The organism is Pseudomonas juntendi (genome assembly GCF_021560075.1).
GTDB classification, from domain to species: domain Bacteria; phylum Pseudomonadota; class Gammaproteobacteria; order Pseudomonadales; family Pseudomonadaceae; genus Aquipseudomonas; species Aquipseudomonas juntendi.
The window spans coordinates 2,468,135-2,488,338 of sequence record NZ_CP091088.1 but is presented as its reverse complement, the minus strand read 5'-3'; the positions used below and the strand labels follow the sequence as shown (position 1 = coordinate 2,488,338).

Here is a 20,204-nt window from a genome sequence, read left to right as displayed (position 1 = left end):
AACGACCTTGGGCATGCCTGCGCAGTGCCAGGTGCTGAACGCAGCGGTCAGGTACACTGCTCGCCTTGCGGCCACCAGCCCGGGAACATCTGCTGCACCCTCGGCTCGGCGAAACGCTCATCGATCAATACCAGTACGCCACGGTCCTGGTCCCCCCGGATCACCCTCCCCGCTGCCTGGATCACTTTGCGCACCCCGGGGTAGAGATAGGCATAATCGAAACCCGCGCCAAATTGCCGACCCAGGCGCTGCTTGAACTGCTCGTTGACCGGGTTGACCTGGGGCAGCCCGAGCGTGGCGACGAAGGCGCCGATCAGGCGGGTGCCCGGCAAGTCCACCCCTTCACCGAACGCACCACCCAGCACGGCAAAGCCAATGCCTTGGCCGTCGGCGACAAAGCGGTCGAGGAACGCCTGCCGCGCCGCTTCGTCCATGCCCGGGGCCTGGGTCCACAATGGGATCTGCGCGTAGCGCTCGGCCAGCAGCCCGGCGACCTGCTGCAGGTACTCGAAACTGCTGAAGAACGCCAGGTAATTACCCGGCTGGCGCTCATACTGTCGGGCAATCAACTCGACGATCGGCGCCAGCGAAGCCTGGCGCTGCTGGTACCGGGTAGACACCTGGCTGGCAATGCGCACCTGCAGTTGTTCGGCACGAAACGGCGCTGCCACTTCCAGCCATGCCGTATCGGCCGGCATGCCCAGCAGGTCGCTGTAGAACTGCCGCGGGCTCAGCGTGGCAGAGAACAGGGTGACACTGCGCGCCGCGCGCATGCGCGGTGCCAGCAGCCGAGCCGGGGTGACATTGCGCAGGCACAAGGTCGCCAGCCGGCGCTTGCGCGGCCCTTGGCGCTGGCTAATATCGAACAGGAAATGCTCGTCGAACAGTTCGGCTACCCGGCTGAACTGCAAGGCCTGGTAGAAGAACTGCAGCACCTGCGGGTCGATGTGCGTGGGCGCCTGGTTCATCTGCTCCTGGATCAGCCCGATACACTGCTGCAGGGCGCGCAAAAGGTCATGCGGCAGCGCTTCGCTGGCCTGGTACGGTGCCCGTTGCTCTTTGTACAGGGCGTTCCACTGGCGGTTTAGGCGGTCCAGCGCACTGCCCAGCCCATGGGGTTTGCTTTGGCGCAACGCCAGCAACTGCCCCTGATCGAGGCTGGCGCTGTACATGCCCCGCCCGCGCTCGACCAGGTTGTGAGCCTCGTCGACCAGAACCGCGACCCGCCACTGGTTGAGCTGTGTCAGCCCGAACAGCAAGGCGTGGGCGTCGAAGTAATAGTTGTAATCGGCAACCAGAACGTCGGCCCAGCGGGCCATCTCCTGGCCCAGGTAGTACGGGCACACCTGATGCGCCAAGGCCACTTCGCGCAGCTGGGTACGGTCCAGCATCGGCACGGCCGCAGCGGCCGTGCGCGCGGCCGGCAAGCGGTCGTAGAAGCCGGCCGCCAGCGGGCAGGACTCGCCATGGCAGGCTTTGTCCGGGTACTCGCAGGCTTTGTCGCGAGCGATCAGTTCCAGGGTGCGTAGCCCGGGCTGATTATCGCCCGTGGTGATCTGCCGCATGGCATCCAGCGCCAGCGCACGGCCCGGGGTCTTGGCCGTGAGGAAGAACAGTTTGTCCAGTTGCTGGGGCACCATGGCTTTGAGCAACGGAAACAAGGTACCCAGGGTTTTGCCGATGCCGGTGCTGGCCTGGGCCATCAGGCAACGGCCAGTGCTCACCGCCTTGTACAGGGTTTCTGCCAGTTGCCGTTGGCCTTGGCGGAACGCTGGGTAGGGAAAGCGCAGCGCCTGAAGGCCGTGGTCACGTTCGGCAAGGCGCTGCTGCTGGAACTGGGCCCAGCCCAGAAAGCGCTGGCACTGGACCTGGAAGAATGCCTGCAACTCAGCGGCCGTGCAGTGCTCACTGAACAGGGTCTGGCTATCGCTGTCGACGTCCAGGTACACCAAAGCCACCTCGATGCTCGCCAGTTGCCGGGCCTGGCACATCAGCCAGCCGTACACCTTGGCCTGCGCCCAGTGCAGCTGGCGGTGGTTGGCCGGTTGCCGGGCCAGGTCGCCACGGTGAGTCTTGATCTCTTCCAGCCGATTGCAGGCAGGGTCGTACCCGTCGGCACGCCCCCGCACCCGAAGGCCTTCAAACTGGCCCTCCAGGGTAATTTCCGACTCGTAGCCGGCCGCACGCCGGGCCACTACCCGCTGGTGGCCCTCGATGCCCTCCTGGGCGGTGGGCGACGGCGTGAAGCGCAGGTCGAGGTCGCCGACCTTGGCACTGAACTCGCACAAGGCACGCACCGCCACGCTGTAGCTCAAGCGGCGTCACTCCAACGCACATGGCAGACCGCGACGGGCAGGCCGTGCTCCTGGCAGAATGCCAGCCAGCGCAGCTGGTTGTCCTGCAGGCGGTCACCGGGGCCTTTGACCTCGACCATGCGATAACGCCCCTGCTCGGGCCAGAACTGGATAAGGTCGGGCATGCCCGCACGGTTGCTGCGAATGTCCTGCAGCAGGCGCACGAAGCAGTGCTTCAACTGCGCAGCCGGCAGGCAGGCCAGGGCCTGCTGCAGCAGCGCCTCGCTGAGCATCGACCAGAACACGAACGGTGACTGCAGCCCGTGTTTGGCTGCATAGCAATCCAGGATCGCCTGGTGGTGGCTACCATCGTCGAGCCGCGCCAGGCATTGCTCGAACAGGGCACTGCGGCGCTGCTGGAAGTCGCTGTCGTGCAGGTCTTGCGGCGCGGCCTGGAACGGGTTGAAGAACGCGCCAGGCACAGGGGCGAAGATCGCCTCCCAGCACAGCAGGCCAAACAGGCTGTTGAACAGCGTGTTCTCCACATAGTGGGCTTGCCCGCCCTCGGCGGCCAGGTGCTGGCGCACGGCCTCTTCAACGCCTAGCGCGGCGTGCTCGCGGGGCAATTCCAGTTCGATCAGTGCCAGCGGCGCCACGCGCTGGCGGCGCTGTGGCGGGCCACCGAGCTTGCGCGCCAGGCGCGGCAGCATACGTTCCAGCGCCTGGACCTCCAGTGCATTGGCCGGTGCCGCTGCCAGTTGCAACGCCAGGGCATGGGCCTGCGGCCAACGTTCGCTGCGCTCCAGCACCCGCACCTGGCGAATACGCGCCTGGGCATGGCTGCACTGCGCATAAACCGCCATGGCCTGGTCCCAGTCACCCAGGCGCTCGCATTGCTGGCCCAGGGCGAACTGCAACCGCGCACGGCGCCGGGCCAGCCAAGGGTTGTCGCAGTGCAGGTGCTGTATTGCCGTGATTACCGACTGAGGGTGTTCGCCCTGCTCCAGGCGCTCGGCACACTCATGCAGCACCATGGCCAGGTCGATATCGGCGCGTTGCTGCAGGGCACGCGAATCGGCGCTGAAGGGCACCTGCTCGTAGCGCAGCAGCCCCAGGTCGGCAAGCACGAACTCTGACCAGTCCTGGTAGAGGTTGCCGAAGAACAGCAGCCGCATGCGGTCGCAGAGCGGTTGCAGGCACCACTGCAAGATGCGCAACTCACTGCCCGGGTACCACTCGGCCAGAGACCGGGCGGCCAGTTGCAGCGGCTGCAGCTGGGCCAGCAAGTCATGCTTGGCAGCACGCGGGCGGCTCAATTGGGCGGCGAAACAGCACGCCAGTTCGTCTTTGCGCAGCAAGGCGAACAGTTGCTCCAAGTGCAGTTGCTCGGGCTCGCGGACCCAGCCCAGGGCCTTGAGTGGCTGCAGGGCGAGTTCGGTGTCGCCTATTTCCTCATAGACGAGGCGGTCGCTGCGAAACAGTTCGCCCTTGCGCATCACCATGCGCACCATCAAGGCCTGGGCTGGCGCGCTCAGTTGGCCGAAGGCATGGATGAACGCCAGTTCCTGTTCATCGAGCAGGTCCTGGTAGCGCTGTTCGACCCACAGCAGTACCTGGCGGAAGTTGTGCAGGTAATAGAACGGGTCGTCGACGGAGTGGGCAATCACGGGCTGGGTCAGGTAGCGGGAACAAGGCACTGGTTATACATACAGACCCAGGGGCCTGGCAAGAGCCGTGGGTCAGCTCGCCCCTGCAAGAACCGCCGCGATCGCGCCCTTGGGCATGCAGTGCCCTATGATTCAGCGGGGAACCGCCGCACCCGCCTGCGGCGAAGTTCCAGGGCCTGGGCCAGGCGCTGCACGGCTTGTTGCAGGTCGCCTGGGCAGTCGCCCAGCCACATCAGCGCCAGGTGCTGCCGGTAGCGGCCGTGCAAGCTGAACTGTTCCCCCGGCAATGCATGCAATGCGCAACCTGCCAAGGCCTTGGCAATGGCATCCCAGGCCAGCGGCTGCTCGAAGCGCACCCACAGCATGCGCCCGCCTTGCGTGGGCTCCAGCACCACCCGCTGGGCAAACTGCGCGGTCAGCGCGCAGGCGAGGTTTTGCGTGCGCTGCTGCAGGTTGCTGCGCAACGCCACCAGTTGCGCTTCGATATCACCCTTGGCCAACAGGTGGGCCAGCGCCAGCAGCCGCAGCGGCGCAAGGCGGAACGCCCGCTCGCAGAACGCCTTGGCCAGGGCGGTATCCAGGCTCAGTACGTAGGCATACGGCGCTTCGGGCCCTACTGCAGCCTCGAACGCCCCCATAATCATCAACCTGCGCGGATCGACCCAATCGCGCAGGCGGGTCACGGGTGGGCCACTGTAGCAAAGCTCGCTGTCCAGGTCGTTCTCCAGCAGCCATACGCTGTGCTGGCTCAACAGCAGGCCAAGCTGCTGCTGGTAATGCAGGGAGACCAGCCGCCCTTGCGGCAGGCCAAGGCAGGACGGCATCACCAGCAGGCGGACCGGCTCGCAGCCCAACAGCCTGGCCACGGCCTGCAGGTCCGGGTTGCCACGTGGATCGGGTGGCACCTCCAACACCCGCATGCCAGCGCGCGCCAAAGCACGCAGCACGTGCCCGCAACAGGGCGACTGTACCAGCACCGTGGTGCCCCTTTGCAGGGCCAGCGCTGCAAGCAGCGTTTCCAGCAACGCCGGAACATCCGGGGCCAACTGAACGTCATCGGCCCGCCAGTACTGGCGCGAGCAACGGGTGTAACGCTCCGCCAGCGCGTCGCGCAGGCGCGCACTGCCCTGCACTTCCCAAGGGCCAGCGCCGCGCTCGCGCTGGCGGGCCAGGCGCCGCTCGTGGGTGAACAAGGCGCGCTCCAGCAACGGTTGTGCGAGCTGGGGCGCCTGCCGGGGCATGCCACCTTGCTGCAGGTCAGCCAGGCGAACGAAATAGCCCGAGCGTGGCAGGCAGTGCACGCGACCCTCCTCCTCCAGCAGGCTGTAGGCGCTCTGCACCGTTGCCAGCGATACCCGCAGCCGCCGCGACAGCTCACGCAAGGACGGCAGCCGGTTCGGACCACCAGCCGTCGCCTGACCAATCAACGCTTCCAGGTAGCGGTAGACCCGCCTATAAGCGAACTCGCCGGCCGCTGTTCGCGCCATCAAGGTTGCCTCATGGGGCTGTGCCGCCGTTCGGCGGCGTGGCGCGGCAACAGCCGCAAGTGCGCGTCGCGGCGCGCCAACGCACTGAGCAGGCGCCACGCAGGTAGCCGCATCTTACCGCCGTAGACTGCCCGCAGTTGCGCCAGTGATAGCCCACTGGTGTTCACCAGCCAGGCTTTGACCGCCGCGGGGCAAGGTTTGCCTTGCATGGCCCGGTGCAGGTAAGGCAGCGCCACCAGCATGTCGGCATGGCGAGCGCGCAGAAAACGCTCGAGGTTCTTGCCCTGCCTGGCGAACGGTTTGCACAGCAGGCATTCCAGTTGGGCCTGGCTGAGGCCATAGGCCTTGCCAAACTGCAGCACAGGTTCGTCGGCAGGCTTGCTGTCGCCCGGCGCCCCCGCCAGCCTCAAGGCCGGCCGGGTGGCTTGAGGCTCCAGGCTGTGGGCCCGCAGTTCCTGCAACTGGGCCAAGGCCAGTGGGTCGACGAACGCGGCCAACGGCGAGCAGCCCGTCTCGGCCGCCGCGAAGTGCCAGCCCAGCATGGCATCCAACTGCTGCCCGCCCAGCAACGGCGGCAGCAGGTCATCAATGGCTATCAGCCGCACCGCCCCCCCCTTGAGCGCGGCCCCCGCAGGCTGATCCGCCGGGTTGCCGGGCGCCAGCCCCGTGGCCCCTTGCAAGCGCGCCAGGCCCTCGGCCAGCGTCGACAGGCAATGGTGCGCCAGGTAAGGGCCACGTTGCCCCGCCAAGCGCTGGCTACGCAGCGCCCACGCCAGGTAGCGGCGGCGCTGCCCTGCGGGCAAGGCGGTGACCATTGCGTCGGCGGGCGCCTGAGCCTGCAGCGCGAAGCTTACGGCCGCCGCCAGTTCCAGGTGCAGGAGGCTACCCAGCAACGCTTCTGGCCTGGCATCGATCAGGTGGCCAAACATCAGCAGCGCTTCCCTGGTCGGCAACCAGCGCTCGGACGCCACACGGGGGCGGCAACTGAACGGCACCACTTCGCGCCCCTCGATCATTTGCAGTTGCACCCGCGGGTCATCCTGCATGAACAGCGCACTGAAGCCTTGATCGAGCCCTTGCAGCGTAGGGCTGCCGGCCACCGGCAAGCTCACCACCAGCACGCGCAGTTGAAAAGTAACCGGTGCACGCATGGCGATGCTCAGTTGCGCAGCACGCAACATCGCCAGCAGCCGAGCACCCTGGCGGTCACTGCCTTGCAATACCTGCAGGCGAAAGGTGCCGATATATTCAGGCCCGCCTGCGGCTACCAATAAACGTTGTATCAACAACTGCAAGGAGGCCCGTTGCGCCTGTGACATATGGGCGAGCAAGCGTTCGAGCACTTGCTGGTAGATATAATGCATTGCCTGGTCGTGAATAGCAGTCACGGATCACCTCACCACTTCAAGTCGCCGGCGCACGCCCAAGCAAGTTGTTCAGGCTTACACTGCGCCAGGCTTTTACAGAAGAAACTTCCTACAAATGAATAAAGTGACGTGAGCCTTCACTGTCGCCAGGCCATGGAGAAGAATTCACCCCTGCAATGCTCTGATTCAGGCCTAGCCGTACGCATCCCTTACTCCTTGCACAAAGTATCATTGCGCCATTATCGAGTGATGCGAAGCGAATTGAAGATACAGATCACGGTAAAAAAACCATTCAGCAAAGCGCTAAATTCACCTTGACCCTCTAACCACGCACATGCAACCGCAAATGATTGGCGGCATGTTTCCATTGGCATTTAATTAATGAATTATATGTAGTCCGCTTCGTCTTTTATTGTAGGAATATTCCCACTTTAACGATGACGTTACTTTATTCCGCGCACAAAAAACCCGGGGCTGGCCCGGGTTCACGGTGAACTGCAGTGATCAATGCTGCGCCATATCCAACACCACGCGCCCACCGCAAGGGCACTGGTCCATGTAGCGATGCGCCTCCACCACCTGCTCGAACGGGTACACCTTGATGATCTGCGGGGTCAGCAACTGGTCGGCGGTGAACTGGTTGATATCACGCAAGGCACGCTGCAGCGCCACCTGGTCCTGGCTGATACCCAGTTCCGGCTTGCCAGTGAAGTTACCGATGCAGTGCACGTAGAACTGGATGTTCTTCTGGAAGGCCGCGCAGGCTGGGAACGGCGTCTGGTTGCCGCCTTGAAGGCCATACAGTACCAGGCTGCCCCGCGGTGCCAGCACATCGCCCAGCAACGACATCTGCGGCCCGCCCATGCCGTCCAGAACCATGTCCACGCCGCGCCCATCGGTGTACTTGCCGACCTGCATCAGCAGGTCCTGCTCTTCGGTGACGATTACCTTGTCGGCGCCCAGGCCCAGCAGGTAGTCACGCTGCTCGGCATCCTTGGTGGCGGCGAACACTTTAAGCCCCAGCGCCTTGCCCAACTGCACGAAAGCGGGGCCGGCACAGTGGCTGGCGTCGGTAACAAGCGCAGTCTGCCCGGCCTTGGCCCGTGCCAGGTCCACGTAGGCGAAATAGGCAATCAGCAGCGGCGTATAGTGCACGCTGGCCTCGATCGGGGTGAGCACCTGCGGATAGCGTGTGATCGCGGTCCGTGGCAGCACGATGACATCCCCGTATACCGGGTGGTCATTGGCGCTGGTAGCGGGAAAACTGGCAACCCGGTCACCCACGGCAATGTCTTCGATCCCTTCACCAACCGCCGTCACCACACCGGCCATCTCATGGCCGATACCGGCCGGCAGGCGTGCCTGCGAGGGCGCCAGGTTCTGCCGCCAGAGCACGTCATACCAGCTGACGCCAACCGCCTCGACGCGAATTTGCACTTCGTCGACAGCGGGAGACGGTTCGGCCTGCTCCTCGCAACGGAGCACATCGGCAGCGCCGAACTTGTGGAAACGGATCATGCGGGACATCGCAAACCTCGCCTTTGTGAACCTCTAATTACCACTGACTCTATCCGGGCTTTTGCAGTTAGACCACCAGTGGTCATTAATAGTCGACATGCCTGTCATCGATTGGGCACCTGACATTCCCTGCAATTGGCTCCCGTAAACCCGTGCAGGGTAACAGCCTTTGGCCTTAAGATTCACCCCTGCCCCCCTTCAGGCGAAGCGCACCGATGAATCGAAACGACCTGCGTCGTGTAGACCTCAACTTGCTGATTGTGTTCGAAACGCTGATGCACGAGCGCAGCGTGACCCGTGCGGCGGAAAAACTGTTCCTGGGCCAGCCGGCCATCAGCGCGGCCTTGTCGCGCCTGCGCAACCTGTTCGACGACCCGCTATTCGTACGCACAGGCCGCAGCATGGAACCCTCGGCGCGGGCCCACGAAATCTTCGCGCTGTTATCGCCCGCGCTGGATTCGATTTCCACCGCGGTGAGCCGCGCAGCCGAATTCGACCCTGCCACCAGCAATGCCGTATTCCGCATCGGCCTGTCGGACGACGCCGAATTCGCCCTGCTGCCGCAACTGCTCAAGCGCATTCGCGCCGAGGCCCCTGGCATCGTGCTGGTGGTGCGCCGGGTGAACTACCTGCTGATGCCGACCCTGCTGGCCTCAGGGGAAATCTCGGTGGGCGTCAGCTACACCAGCGAACTGCCCGCCAACGCCAAGCGCAAGGTGCTGCGCCGCAGCGCGCCGAAACTGCTGCGCGCCGACAGCGTGCCTGGCAGCATCACCCTGGACGACTTCTGCGCGCGGCCACATGCATTGGTGTCGTTTGCCGGGGACTTGTCTGGCTTTATCGACGAGGCGCTTGACGAGCTGGGTCGCAAGCGCCATGTCGTGCTGGCGGTACCGCAATTCAACGGGTTGGGCAGCTTGCTGGCGGGGACCGATATCGTGGCGACGGTACCGGACTACACCGCCGATGCGCTGACGGCTGCCGGCGGGTTGCGGGCGGAGGACTTGCCGATACCGGTACGTAGTTTCGAGCTGCACATGGCCTGGCGTGGCGCGCAGGATAACGACCCGGCGGAGCGCTGGCTGCGGTCACGGATACAGATGTTTTTTGGGGATCCCGATAGCTTGTGACTGACTTCCATAAAGATCCATAAATGCCAATAAAATCAGCATCTTAATAAAATTCTACGTCCAAGGCCGTCCGTCGTATTCCGCTCATTTCCAATACGTCTGCGGGTATATTTTTGGGTACTTTTCCCGTTTCGAAAAAAAGTACCCGCACATGACGACTTCCCTCCCCACGCCTGCATTGCGGCGTAAACTCAGCGATGCCTTCTTGCGCGCCATTGCTGAACCCGGCAAGTACGCCGACGGCGAAGTACCCGGTCTTTACCTGCATGTTCAGGCCTCGCAGAAGTCGAATAAGCCTGCCGCAAAATACTGGCGGATGAGGTATCGACTGAATGGCAAGGAGAACGTGTACGCGATCGGCCGTTATCCCGACATTGGCTTGAAAGACGCCCGCGACTTGGCCCGAGCCGCGCGCCAGAACGTAGCTCATCACGTCGCCCCGCTGAAGGCCAAACGCAAGAAAATCGCCGACCAGCTACTTAATGAGGAACGCACATTCAGTTACGTCGCCGAACAGTGGCTGGCCTTCAAATCGCACGACCTCGTGAGCAAATCCCTCGCGGGCTTTCGCGGCGCTTTGAATAATCACATCCTGCCCACGATCGGCAACATTCCCGTCAGCGAGATCAAACTGGACCACATCATCGAGATCATCGCTAACCTGCGCCGAGCACGCACACTGGCCATGGCCAAGCGCGTGCGTACCATCATCCGTGCCGTGCTCGGTTTCGCTGAGGGCCGTGGCTGGGTGGAGCGTAACGTGGCCCTGAGCAACACCGAAGAGCTCAAGGTTCGCCATGTGGTGACCAGTAATCCAGCGATCGAACGACCAGCCGATTTGGGTCACCTTCTGCTTCGTCTGGATGAGCTCAGCCCGAGCAGCGTGAGCACTGCGATGCGCTTGCTGGTCATGCTGCCGGTTCGCCCCGGCGAGCTGGTGAAAATGCGTTGGGAAGACATCGATCTGGTCAGCGCCGACTGGCGCTATGTAGTAGGGAAAACTCGCCATCTGGATAAGAGCAAACACATCGTGCCACTGCCGGAGCAAGCCCTTGTGCTGTTGCGTGAACTACATGAACGGCGGGTGGTGGATGAAGCGGGCAATGGCTGGGTCTTTGTATCGCCGGTCTACCCAGGCTATCCAGTTGACGCCACATCCCTGGCCAAGGCCTACCAGCGGATCTGGCCGGAATACCGCATCACTGCGCACGGCTTCCGCGCCACCTACCGCACTATCGCTCACGAGCATTTAGGTATCGATCCGATTGTACTGGAGCTGTCGTTATCGCACCGCATGCCAGGTGCACTGGGTGCCGTGTATGCCCGCGCGCAATTGCTGCCACAGCGTCGGGAGGCCGCACAGCAATGGACGGATTACTTAGATCGGTTACGCAAGAATGCTGCACTGGCTGAGTAAGTTCAGGTGCGCATGCGGGGGTTGAATCACTGTTGAGAACGATGAATGCGAAGCGGAAACGAGACTCGTATCGGGCTTGCGAACCACTGAAATCTAAGGGCTTTCTGTCGTTCCCGAAAAGGGGATAGCCTTGATTCTGGACTCACTTCACTCCGTTAACAATATGCCCCCTGGGCAAGCTAGTTTCCTCGACCTTCTACAACCCTACGGACTGCGTCGCACCGCCGAATTTCACCAGACGCAGCGACAGCCGGCGCAACAGGCCGGATCTGCAGTGCAATGTCAACCCAGTGGAACTCTCCGAGCAGAACATTGTGGCAGTGACAGAGAAGGCGGTTGCGGTCAAGTATACGGACGCCGACTTCACGCCTTAGTACTGCAGCTGAACGTCTATGCCACTGCTGTCATGCTTGAGCAGGCTGAACGTAACCGCACAGTTCTGAGACTCGATAGACTGACCCGGCGCAGTCCTTGAAGTGCCTGTCAAGACCGCACCAGCCTTTAATCAATAGCAACGCTCGTGCCCAGCTACGTGATTGGCTTTTCTCTGACCGCATAGTTGACTACAGCAGCGATAAGGCTCAAAAAGACCGCAGCCTTTCAGATCAAATCATAACCCCCAGTGGGGTCGTAAGCCGCACTTCCGACCCAGCCGCCCAGGAAGGCAACCACCCTGTTGGAAGAGCTAGACCAGGCCGCCTAGCATCGAGAGATTGCGACACCAAATACCGAAGCCACGACCCCGTTTGTCAAGGGAACGGTTATGGATGGTCTGAAGTAGCCAAGCATTTCTGGCTGACTGCAGCGTCTGCCGATTTCAAAAGCACCCAACTGGCCCAAACGCTCAAATCAGCCGCGCTTTTCTACCTTTTCGTTACCGCCAGCACGTTACCGTAGCCATTTTCCGCATTACAGACACACCTCTCCTGAGCTGACCAGCAAATGTCGGCGGTCCATCCACTGATTCGACAGGGCGAACAGCGTCACCATCTGCGCCGCATTCTTGGCCAATCCTCGGAAGCGCACCTTCGTATAGCCAAACTGCCGTTTGAAACTCCTCCACACCATGATCCGCGTAAGTGACCTGGATGCCTCCATGCGTTTCTACGGACAAGCATTCGAACCGCAGGAATCCCACACCCAGCGTTCACCGGCTGCATCAGCAGATTCTTAAGATAAATTTCCATGGTTTCAAGCCCCATAAAATAGTCAAGAGTTACCTTTTACTTCTGGCGTACACTCCAAAGGAAGCTTCCGGCGACTGACGCGGTCTACCAGGTACACCAGCCCGTGGTAGTCGATGCCACTGTGTTGGGACAGGCCGATTTCACAGGTGCGGCTAGTTGAAATACCCAACTCGCAGGTTTGCACCGCATCCTTGAGGCTGCGCAGCGCGTGGCGGTTCAGCTCAGGGGTGGTGAAGCCCTTGTCACCGGCAAAGCCGCAGCAATGGATACCCTCGGGGATGACCACCTCGTTGGCGCAACGCCGGGCAATGTCGATCAGCGCCTGCGCTTCGCCCAGATGCTGAGTGCTGCAGGTGACATGCACGGCAATCGGTGCTTCCTGCGGCTCGAATTCCAGGCGATCAAGCAAACGGCTACGAATGAAACGCACCGGGTCATGGATATCGAGGCGCGGGTCCGCCAGATCCTGTACCAGGCGCAGCGTGCAGGGGCTGGTGTCGCAGTAGATCGGGTCAAGCCCGCCACGGCTGGCCTTGAGCAAGGCGTCGAGGACTTCCTGGCGTTTTTGCTCGGCCTGCTGCGTATAGCCTTTGGAGGCGAAAGGCTGACCGCAGCACAGTGCGTTGAGGTTGTCCGGAAGCACCACCTGATAGCCGCCTTTCTCCAACAAACTGAAGGTCTTGTCGAACAGGCTCTGCTGTTCCTGCGCGTTGGCCGCAGGCCCCATGACCCGCGACACGCAGGCCGCCAGATACACCACCCGTGGCCGCTCATCTGCCGGGGCTGGTGCGGGTAGTTGCACGCGCTGCGCCGGCTGCGGCATCGTCGCAGTCCATTGCGGCAGTTTGCCCCCGCTGATTTTGCTCAGCGTTACTGTGGTTCTGGCCAACAACGGCGCGCCCAGCAGCCGGTGTGCCGTGTTGGCCGCCTGCAAGGTTAAACGCAGGCCCTGCGCCGCCGCAGCAAAATGCGCGGCCAGCCAGTTGGCCACGCCGGGGCTAGCGGCCCGTGCACCGCGGAGTTTGCGCACCAGATCACCGGTGTTGATACTCACCGGACAACGCTGGGCACATAGGCCGGTAGCCGCGCAGGTGTCGAGGCCGTGGCGCTGGTAGGCGCGTTCCAGCTCAGTGGTATCGATGCCCGCCCGTTTGCGCGCCTGAATGTCACGCCAGATAACGATGCGCTGACGCGGGGTCAGCGTCAGGCCATTGGCCGGGCAGACCGGCTCACAAAAGCCGCACTCGATGCAGGTGTCGACGATGTCATCGGCGGCGGGCATGGGCTTGAAATTTTTCAGGTGAATCTGCGAATCTTCAGACAACACCACATCGGGGTTGAGGATCCCGTGCGGATCGAGCAGACGCTTGATCGACCACATCAGTTGGTACGCTTCAGTGCCCCACTCCAGCTCGACAAACGGCGCCATGTTGCGCCCGGTACCGTGCTCGGCCTTCAGCGCACCGCCGTATTCCACGGCCACCAGTTGGCTCACGTCACCCATGAAGGCCTCGTAACGGGCGACCTGGGCCGGGTCGTCGAAGGCCTGGGTGAAGACGAAATGCAGGTTCCCTTCCAGGGCATGGCCGAAAATGATTGCTTCGTCATAACCATGCTTGTCGAACAGCTGCAGCAGGCGATTGACGCCTTCGGCCAGTTGCTCGACGGGAAAGGTGACGTCTTCGATGATCACCGTGGTGCCGGTTTTACGCACCGCACCAACAGCCGGAAAGGTGTCCTTGCGGATCCGCCACAGCTGGTTGTACACCTGCGGGTCATCACTGAAATCGACCTGCTTCTCCATGGGAAACGCCGCAATGGCGGCCATGATCTGGCCCAGTTGTTCCTGCAGCAGCGCCGCCGTTGCCGCGCGCGACTCGATCAACAAGGCGCAGGCGCCCGCTGACAATCCGCGCACCCACTCGGGCATGCCGGCCATGTTTTCCACCGAGCGCAGGCTGCGCCGGTCCAGCAGCTCGACTGCCGCGACCGGCTGTTGCTTGAGCACCGGCACAGCCTTGCAGCAGGTCCCGACATCGGCAAAGACAATCAGCGCGCTGGCTTTGTGCGGGTGGTCTGGCACGGTGTCATAAGTCACCGCACTAATAAATCCAAGGGTACCTTCTGAGCCCACCATCAGGTGGTTGAGGATATCCAGCGGGTCGTCAAAGTCGATCAGCGCATTAAGCGAAAAGCCGGTGGTGTTTTTCAGCCGGTACTTGTGGCGGATCTTGCTGGCCAAGGCTGCGTTGGCGCGGGTCTGGCGACCGAGTTCGGCCAGTTGATCGAGCAACGCGCCGTGGCTTTCGCGGAACGAGGCAACACTGGGAGGGCTTTCGCTGTCCAGCACGGTGCCGTCGGCAAGCACCAGGCGCAGGCCCGCGAGGGTGTGGTAAGTGTTCTGGGCTGTCCCGCAGCACATGCCGCTGGAATTGTTGGCGACAATACCGCCAATCTTGGCCGCATTGATCGACGCCGGATCCGGCCCGATCTTGCGTTTGAACGGGGCCAGCGCGGCATTGGCCTGGGCGCCGATCACACCCGGCTGCAGGCGGATCTGCTGGCCGTCGCGACGGATATCACGACGGTTCCAGTGATCGCCCAGTACGATCAGTACCGAGTCGGAAATCGCCTGACCGGAAAGGCTGGTGCCGGCGGCGCGGAAGGTCACCGGTACGCGCTCGGCACTGGCCAGTTGCAGCAGCGCGACTACTTCCCGTTCTGACTCGACCCGCACCACCAGCTTGGGGATCAGCCGGTAAAAGCTGGCATCGGTGCCGAATGCGAGGGTTGAAAGCGGGTCATCGAAACGTCGGTCACGGGGAATCAGGCGCTCGACAGCGGTGCAAAATGTCGCGGGTAACATGGGGGTGTCTCCATCCATCACCACCGCGACCAGGCGAGCGCGCACTGGCCGCAGCGGCGAGTCAAACGGGAAGCGGTGCCGGGCGCAACCGCCGGGGCATTGGCTACTTGGCCAGAAGGCTGCGCGAAGCGCCTGCCGAACCGGGCCGGCGCGTCTCGATCAGGCGGGCGAAGCGGCGCTTGCTCGCTTCGGGGTTGATCAGCAACAAGCCAATCACACTGGTGACGATGCACAGTACACCGGCAACCACGAAGCCCTTGTCATAGCCCAGTGCTGGGGTAGCAGCGGCCTGAATGAACGCCCCCATCAAGGCCGGCGCGAGCAGGCCGCCGGTGGTGGCCAGGGCGCTGTTGATGGACATCATCGAAGAGCGCTGCGCGGCCGGCATGATCTCGGCAACGATGGCCGAACTCAGCACAAAGGTAATCTGTGGCAGGTTGCAACCGATGGCCAACAGAATGACTTTGAGCAAGGGGTTCTGCACGGCGAACACCGCGAACAGAATCAAGCCACCGCCAATCAGCACCAGCAACGAGGTCAGCCAACCGCGGGCATATTTCGAGGCCAGCCCGCTTTTCAACAACCGTTGGGAGACCCAGGAGCCCCCCAGCACGATCGGGATGTTGAAGGCCGTGAACACCATGAACATCCAGCCGGCATCCGTCGGGGCGTAGTGCATCACTTTGCCCATGTACGACGGCACCCAGGTGAACATCACCGAGAAGATCCAGTAGCTGGTCCAGTACATGAGCATGTTGGCCAGAAAGGTTCGGTCGGTGATCAGCAGCCAATACGGCAGTCGCGGTGCATCGGCATCGTCCTGCACGCTGCCCTGCTCACTCACCTTGCCTTCGGCACCGAAGTAAGCCCACAGCGCCATCCACACCAGGCTAGCCACCCCCAGCACCATGAACGCCGCGTGCCAGTTCCACTTCACCACCACAAAGGTCAGCAACGGGCCGGAGATCAACAGCCCGGCCGTGACACCCTGAAAGATCACCGCCGACGGCAGGTTGCGCTTGTCATTGGGGAACCACTTGTAGCAGGAATGCAACGCCAGCGGATAGGCCGGCCCCTCGCCCATCCCCAGCAAGATACGTGAAAAGTACAGCAACGGGACTGAGGCCACGAAGGCCAACGGAAACTGCGCTACCCCCCAGATGCCAGCACACAGCATCAACAGTTTTTTCGAGGACACCCGCTCGGCAACGAAGCCGAAGCCGATGGCCGACAACGAAAACAGCAGAAAGAAGCTGCTGGCGATCATGCCGAACTCACCGGGAGAAAGCCCCAGGTCGGCCATCAGCGGTGCGGCGACGATACCGAGAATCGCCTTGTCCATGAAGTTGATCACCATGAACACGGCAAGCAGGATCGTGATGACCCAGGCATGCGTTTTGGTACTTTTAAAGCGAGCCATATCCCACCTCAGAATTGATGTTGAAACCATTGGGCCGTCGTGATGCGAACCGAAGTGGAATTAACTGATGCAATCTGCAACGACGTGGTTGGACACGACCCGTCTTCGCGGGCGGGCACCTTCGAAACAATGCACAAGGTAGCAGGAAACGATGTTTGCACAGACATGGCGTTCTCCAGGCTGACTGACGGTACGGTGACCGCAGTCGATTTTGTTGTTGTTTTTCTTAACGCAAAATAACTATATAGCACTATAGTTATTGAGGTATAGCTTTTTCGAACCGTTCATCAGAAGACAGCCGTGCCGAGCACCTGCCGGCAATCAAGGATGGGGATGTGCAGTAACGGCCGCAGGCCGCACTTATGCGGGCGAGCGTGCATTCACGCGGGGCCAGGGGGCGGCCCCACTACAGCGAGCCTGAGGGGATCAAGGCTCCAGATTGGCATCCAGACGCAAGCGGTAGTCATTCGGTGGAATGAACGCCTCCTGGAAATACAGCGGCCGACCATTGCTGCCAATGGCGAGAAATTCGAGCACTGCACCGACTGTGCCCTGTTCCAGCGCCAACTGTTCGCACACTTCATCCGGGAAGCGCTCGCAGCGCAGCTTCTGGTCCAGGCTGGAGATGCTTATCTGGTACTGATTGAACAGCAGTGCCTTGAAGTTCGCCCCGGCAAAATTCAGCAGCTCGGTCTCGGCGAAAGCTGGGAAACGATCACTGTCGATATAGAAGTGGCTGAAACACTGAAACAGCTCCTGCACGGCAAACACACGGTCAACCTTGACCACGGTGCGCACGTTGGCGCCCAGTTTGTCGGCCCACTCGCTGCCATCCAGGCCGGACTTCTGCCCCACCACTTCGGCATAGATCGGCAACACGTTGCCGTCGCTGTCTTCGAAACGCAGGTGCATCGGCGACAGCATCGGCATCGCATGCTCGGCCACGAAGGTGCCATGCCCGTGACGGCGGACGATGACTTTGGCCTGAACCAGCTCGCGCAACGCCTTCTGCACCGTTCCCAGGCTGAACGGGGTAATCGTTGCCAGCGTGGACTCATTGGGCAACTGCGCGCCAGGCCCCCAGTAACCATCATGAATCGCCGCCAGCAACGCTTCGCGCAGTTGCGCGTATTTGGGCAAGCCGAGCACTTCCTGTGGCTGATAACGATCGTAGAAATCGATCGCCTCTACTTCCGACATTTTTTGTTCTCCTTCAGACCCTCCACCACGACGGCAGAGTGTCGTTGACTAAAGCTATATAGCTTCATACTATATCGCGTAATACCCAATAAAGCTCCGCCCCCGACCTCGATAATCACCGTAGCCGCAGGCAGGATGATCCATGGAACACCACTCGCTCGTCATCATGCTTGTCGCTGTGGCCGTAGGCAGTTACCTGCAAGCACTCACCGGATTCGCCTTGGGCATTGTGGTGCTGGCGATTGCCGTGCTCACCCAGTCCGCCCCGATTCCCCTTGTCGCGACCACCATCACTATCGTTGCCCTGCCCGGCATCGGCATCGCCCTGGCACGGCATTGGCGTCACATTGACCGAGCGTCGTTCTACCCGACCCTTGTCGGTCTGCTGCCCGGCACACTGCTGGGACTGTGGCTGCTGGCGAAAATGAGCAAAGAGCATACCGTGCTGCTGCAACTGGCGCTGGGCGGGCTGATTGTGGCAGGTGGCATCGCCCTGTTCATCAAACCACAACCGCTCCCTTGCCGCTCAAGCCCGCTGAGCTTCGCCCTTATGGGCCTGTTCGGCGGCCTGATGGGCGGCATGTTCAGCATACCGGGGCCACCGCTGATCTATCACTACTATCGTCAGCCGGTTTCCCTCCAGGCCATCCGCACCAGCCTGCTGGCGCTGTCCGGCGCCATGGCCCTGATCCGTTTGCTCATGCAGGGCCTGCAAGGCGAACTGAACGCAGACGTCATGGCGCTGGGCAGCTTGTCGATACCGGTCGCGATCGTCGCCAGCTGGCTGTATGTGCGCTTTCCACCCCGGCTTTCCGACCTGAGCATGCGCCGCGGCGCCTTCGCCCTGTTTGTCGCCATGGGCGGCTTCATTTCGCTCACGGCGCTGCTGCCGGACGCCCTGGCCACTCCGGAGCAACCGGTTGTGGCCGCGCCCGCCGAACCCACTTTCTCCGTTATGTCACCGCTTCACTCACCCCCTGCGCCTTGAGCGTGCAGAACCCCGCCCTAGAGATAAAAACAATGAAAAATCTACGGTTTCGCGCTTTACCGACCCCGTTGTTCGGCCTCTCCGGCCTTGCCCTGTGCTGCAATGCCTCGGCGGCGTTCATTGCCGACAGTACCGCCAACCTGGACATTCGCAACTTCTACATGAACCGCGATTACCGCCAACCCGGTAGCCCGGAAACGCAGGATGAATGGACACAAGGCTTCATCATGCATGCTGAATCCGGCTTTACCGACACCCCGGTTGGCGTGGGCCTCGATGCCCATGCTGCGTTGGGCCTCAAACTGGATTCGGCCCGTGGCCGCAGCGGCGACAACGGTATCCTGCCGCAAAGCAGCGACGGCACGCCCGTGAACGAATTCAGCGAGCTGAGCTTCACCGCAAAACTCAAGGTGTCCAAGAGCGTCCTGCGCCTGGGTACGCTCTACCCGACCTTGCCGGTGCTCAATTACAACTTCGGGCGCCTGCTGCCTTCCAGTTACAGCGGCGGCATGCTGACCTCCAACGACATCGACAGCCTGACCCTCAATGCCGGGCGCATCACCCAGGCCAACCTGCGCAATTCGAGCAGCTATGACCGCATCACCTATTACCGTGGCGGTGTTGAAAGTGATCATTTTGACTTTGCCGGCGGCAGCTTCAACGTCAGCCCGCAGCTAACCAGCAGCTATTACTATGGCGAACTCAAAGACATCTATCGCCAGCACTTTCTCGGCCTCACCCACACCGCAACGCTAAGCAAAAGTGCGAGCCTGCGCACCGACCTTCGCTACTTTCGCAGCAACGATGAAGGCGTGGCGAAGATGGGCCGCTTCGCCAACAACAGCTACAACGCCATGCTCAGCCTGACACTGGGTGGCCACAAGTTCAGCGGCGCCTACCAACAGATCGCCGGGACCGGGGAATTTCCTTTCATTGGCAATGACCCGTATGTGGTCAACCTGTCGTTCTATAACACCTTCACCCGCGAAGACGAGAAGTCCTGGCAGGCCCGCTACGACTACAACTTCGCCGCACTGGGGCTGCCGGGCCTGGCGTTCATGGCGCGTTTTGTCGACGGCGATCACGCCCGCGTCCAGCAAGGCGAACACGGCAGCGAACGCGAGCGTAACCTTGAGTTTACCTATACTCTGCAGAGCGGCCCGCTGAAGAACCTCTACATTCAGATGCGTAATATCAATGTCCGCTCCGGCAGCGGGCTGACCCGCGACATCGACGAAAACCGCGTGCTGGTGGGCTACAAGATGATCGTCTGGTAAACACAGCCTCGGCGCGGGGCAATCCCGCGCCTACAAACGCTCGAGCACAGCCCAAAGCGAAACGGCGGCCAGGCACACCACCATTGCACCCATCAGCATCACCGAAGCCACATCGGCCCGATGGCGCTCCGTGCGAATGGCTTGCGCACTGCGCCGGTAGCGACGTCGCTGTGTCAGGCCCAGGTACAACGCGGTCAGCAGGCTTACCAGCGCCAGCAGTATCCCGAGCAAACCCTCGGTTTGAATCCAGCGCAGAAAGGTACAGGCCACCACCACCCACAACAGCAGGGTGCGGCTCCAGGCCAGGGTGGTGCGTTCCGGCTGCAGCCCGGCGTCATCGTGCAACGCCTGAAGCGACAGCTCATCAGCTCGATGTCGGCTCATGC

The 20,204-nt window shown here is 62.0% G+C and carries 14 protein-coding genes and 1 pseudogene; 5 read left to right on the top strand and 10 right to left on the bottom strand.

Going from position 1 to position 20,204, the window contains the following annotated elements; all coding sequences use genetic code 11:
• Positions 1-47 precede the first annotated feature (47 nt).
• The 5 genes from L1P09_RS11535 to L1P09_RS11515 form a co-directional block, all read right to left on the bottom strand.
• Positions 48-2,315 carry an ATP-dependent DNA helicase gene (locus tag L1P09_RS11535; protein ID WP_232892172.1) on the bottom strand — a complete coding sequence of 756 codons (2,268 nt, stop codon included), beginning with the start codon at positions 2,313-2,315 and terminating at the stop codon, positions 48-50.
• Positions 2,312-3,961 carry a VRR-NUC domain-containing protein gene (locus L1P09_RS11530; RefSeq protein ID WP_054912295.1) on the bottom strand — a complete coding sequence of 550 codons (1,650 nt, stop codon included), beginning with the start codon at positions 3,959-3,961 and terminating at the stop codon, positions 2,312-2,314. Before L1P09_RS11530 ends, L1P09_RS11535 begins: the two co-directional genes overlap by 4 nt.
• A gap of 125 nt (positions 3,962-4,086) precedes the next feature.
• Complete coding sequence (locus tag L1P09_RS11525) at positions 4,087-5,448, bottom strand: aminotransferase class I/II-fold pyridoxal phosphate-dependent enzyme (protein ID WP_235768879.1); 1,362 nt, start codon at positions 5,446-5,448, stop codon at positions 4,087-4,089.
• A complete protein-coding gene (locus L1P09_RS11520; RefSeq protein WP_235768878.1) occupies positions 5,448-6,836 on the bottom strand; it encodes a hypothetical protein in 1,389 nt (462 codons plus the stop codon). The genes L1P09_RS11525 and L1P09_RS11520 overlap by 1 nt, the downstream gene beginning before the upstream one ends.
• A 483-nt stretch (positions 6,837-7,319) precedes the next feature.
• On the bottom strand, positions 7,320-8,342 hold the full coding sequence (locus L1P09_RS11515) for a zinc-dependent alcohol dehydrogenase family protein (RefSeq protein WP_054904294.1): 1,023 nt from the start codon (positions 8,340-8,342) through the stop codon (positions 7,320-7,322).
• Positions 8,343-8,548: 206 nt separating this feature from the next.
• On the opposite strand from L1P09_RS11515, the gene L1P09_RS11510 reads away from it, so the two are divergent.
• Both L1P09_RS11510 and L1P09_RS11505 read left to right on the top strand, forming a co-directional pair.
• Positions 8,549-9,463: a LysR family transcriptional regulator gene (locus L1P09_RS11510; protein WP_029884809.1), complete on the top strand. Its 915-nt coding sequence runs from the start codon at positions 8,549-8,551 to the stop codon at positions 9,461-9,463.
• A gap of 151 nt (positions 9,464-9,614) precedes the next feature.
• Positions 9,615-10,880, top strand: coding sequence for a tyrosine-type recombinase/integrase (locus L1P09_RS11505; protein ID WP_235768877.1), 1,266 nt, complete (start codon positions 9,615-9,617; stop codon positions 10,878-10,880).
• 909 nt (positions 10,881-11,789) lie between these two features.
• Here the strand turns inward: L1P09_RS11505 and L1P09_RS11495 are convergent.
• Positions 11,790-11,939: pseudogene (locus L1P09_RS11495) on the bottom strand (IS5/IS1182 family transposase); the annotation flags it as partial.
• A gap of 7 nt (positions 11,940-11,946) precedes the next feature.
• Here L1P09_RS11495 and L1P09_RS26225 point away from each other — a divergent pair.
• On the top strand, positions 11,947-12,054 hold the full coding sequence (locus L1P09_RS26225) for a VOC family protein (RefSeq protein ID WP_329608892.1): 108 nt from the start codon (positions 11,947-11,949) through the stop codon (positions 12,052-12,054).
• Between the two features lie 35 nt (positions 12,055-12,089).
• Here the strand turns inward: L1P09_RS26225 and L1P09_RS11490 are convergent, their stop codons facing one another.
• The 3 genes from L1P09_RS11490 to L1P09_RS11480 form a co-directional block, all read right to left on the bottom strand.
• Positions 12,090-14,933 carry an FAD-binding and (Fe-S)-binding domain-containing protein gene (locus L1P09_RS11490; RefSeq protein ID WP_235768876.1) on the bottom strand — a complete coding sequence of 948 codons (2,844 nt, stop codon included), beginning with the start codon at positions 14,931-14,933 and terminating at the stop codon, positions 12,090-12,092.
• A 103-nt stretch (positions 14,934-15,036) separates the two neighbouring features.
• Positions 15,037-16,353, bottom strand: a complete 1,317-nt coding sequence (locus L1P09_RS11485) for an MFS transporter (protein ID WP_235768875.1) — start codon at positions 16,351-16,353, stop codon at positions 15,037-15,039.
• 426 nt (positions 16,354-16,779) lie between these two features.
• Entirely contained in the window at positions 16,780-17,553 is a 774-nt protein-coding gene (locus L1P09_RS11480) for a GntR family transcriptional regulator (RefSeq protein WP_235768874.1), read from the bottom strand.
• A gap of 142 nt (positions 17,554-17,695) precedes the next feature.
• Between L1P09_RS11480 and L1P09_RS11475 the strand changes: the two genes are divergently transcribed.
• Together L1P09_RS11475 and L1P09_RS11470 are read left to right on the top strand one after the other, a co-directional pair.
• Positions 17,696-18,541, top strand: coding sequence for a TSUP family transporter (locus L1P09_RS11475; protein WP_235768873.1), 846 nt, complete (start codon positions 17,696-17,698; stop codon positions 18,539-18,541).
• Between the two features lie 32 nt (positions 18,542-18,573).
• Positions 18,574-19,818, top strand: coding sequence for an OprD family porin (locus L1P09_RS11470; RefSeq protein ID WP_235768872.1), 1,245 nt, complete (start codon positions 18,574-18,576; stop codon positions 19,816-19,818).
• Positions 19,819-19,848: 30 nt separating this feature from the next.
• Here the strand turns inward: L1P09_RS11470 and L1P09_RS11465 are convergent, their stop codons facing one another.
• The gene (locus L1P09_RS11465; RefSeq protein WP_235768871.1) at positions 19,849-20,202 is read right to left on the bottom strand and encodes a DUF202 domain-containing protein; all 354 of its coding nucleotides are present in this window, start codon (positions 20,200-20,202) and stop codon (positions 19,849-19,851) included.
• Positions 20,203-20,204 lie beyond the last annotated feature (2 nt).

Excerpts from the sequence above, each read along its gene's own strand:
- L1P09_RS11525 (WP_235768879.1), bottom strand. The coding sequence starts at position 5,448 with ATGGCGCGAACAGCGGCCGGCGAGTTCGCTTATAGGCGGGTCTACCGC.
- L1P09_RS11515 (WP_054904294.1), bottom strand. The coding sequence starts at position 8,342 with ATGTCCCGCATGATCCGTTTCCACAAGTTCGGCGCTGCCGATGTGCTC.
- L1P09_RS11510 (WP_029884809.1), top strand. The coding sequence starts at position 8,549 with ATGAATCGAAACGACCTGCGTCGTGTAGACCTCAACTTGCTGATTGTG.
- L1P09_RS11505 (WP_235768877.1), top strand. The coding sequence starts at position 9,615 with ATGACGACTTCCCTCCCCACGCCTGCATTGCGGCGTAAACTCAGCGAT.
- L1P09_RS26225 (WP_329608892.1), top strand. The coding sequence starts at position 11,947 with ATGATCCGCGTAAGTGACCTGGATGCCTCCATGCGTTTCTACGGACAA.
- L1P09_RS11490 (WP_235768876.1), bottom strand. The coding sequence starts at position 14,933 with ATGTTACCCGCGACATTTTGCACCGCTGTCGAGCGCCTGATTCCCCGT.
- L1P09_RS11485 (WP_235768875.1), bottom strand. The coding sequence starts at position 16,353 with ATGGCTCGCTTTAAAAGTACCAAAACGCATGCCTGGGTCATCACGATC.
- L1P09_RS11480 (WP_235768874.1), bottom strand. The coding sequence starts at position 17,553 with ATGTCGGAAGTAGAGGCGATCGATTTCTACGATCGTTATCAGCCACAG.
- L1P09_RS11475 (WP_235768873.1), top strand. The coding sequence starts at position 17,696 with ATGGAACACCACTCGCTCGTCATCATGCTTGTCGCTGTGGCCGTAGGC.
- L1P09_RS11470 (WP_235768872.1), top strand. The coding sequence starts at position 18,574 with ATGAAAAATCTACGGTTTCGCGCTTTACCGACCCCGTTGTTCGGCCTC.
- L1P09_RS11465 (WP_235768871.1), bottom strand. The coding sequence starts at position 20,202 with ATGAGCCGACATCGAGCTGATGAGCTGTCGCTTCAGGCGTTGCACGAT.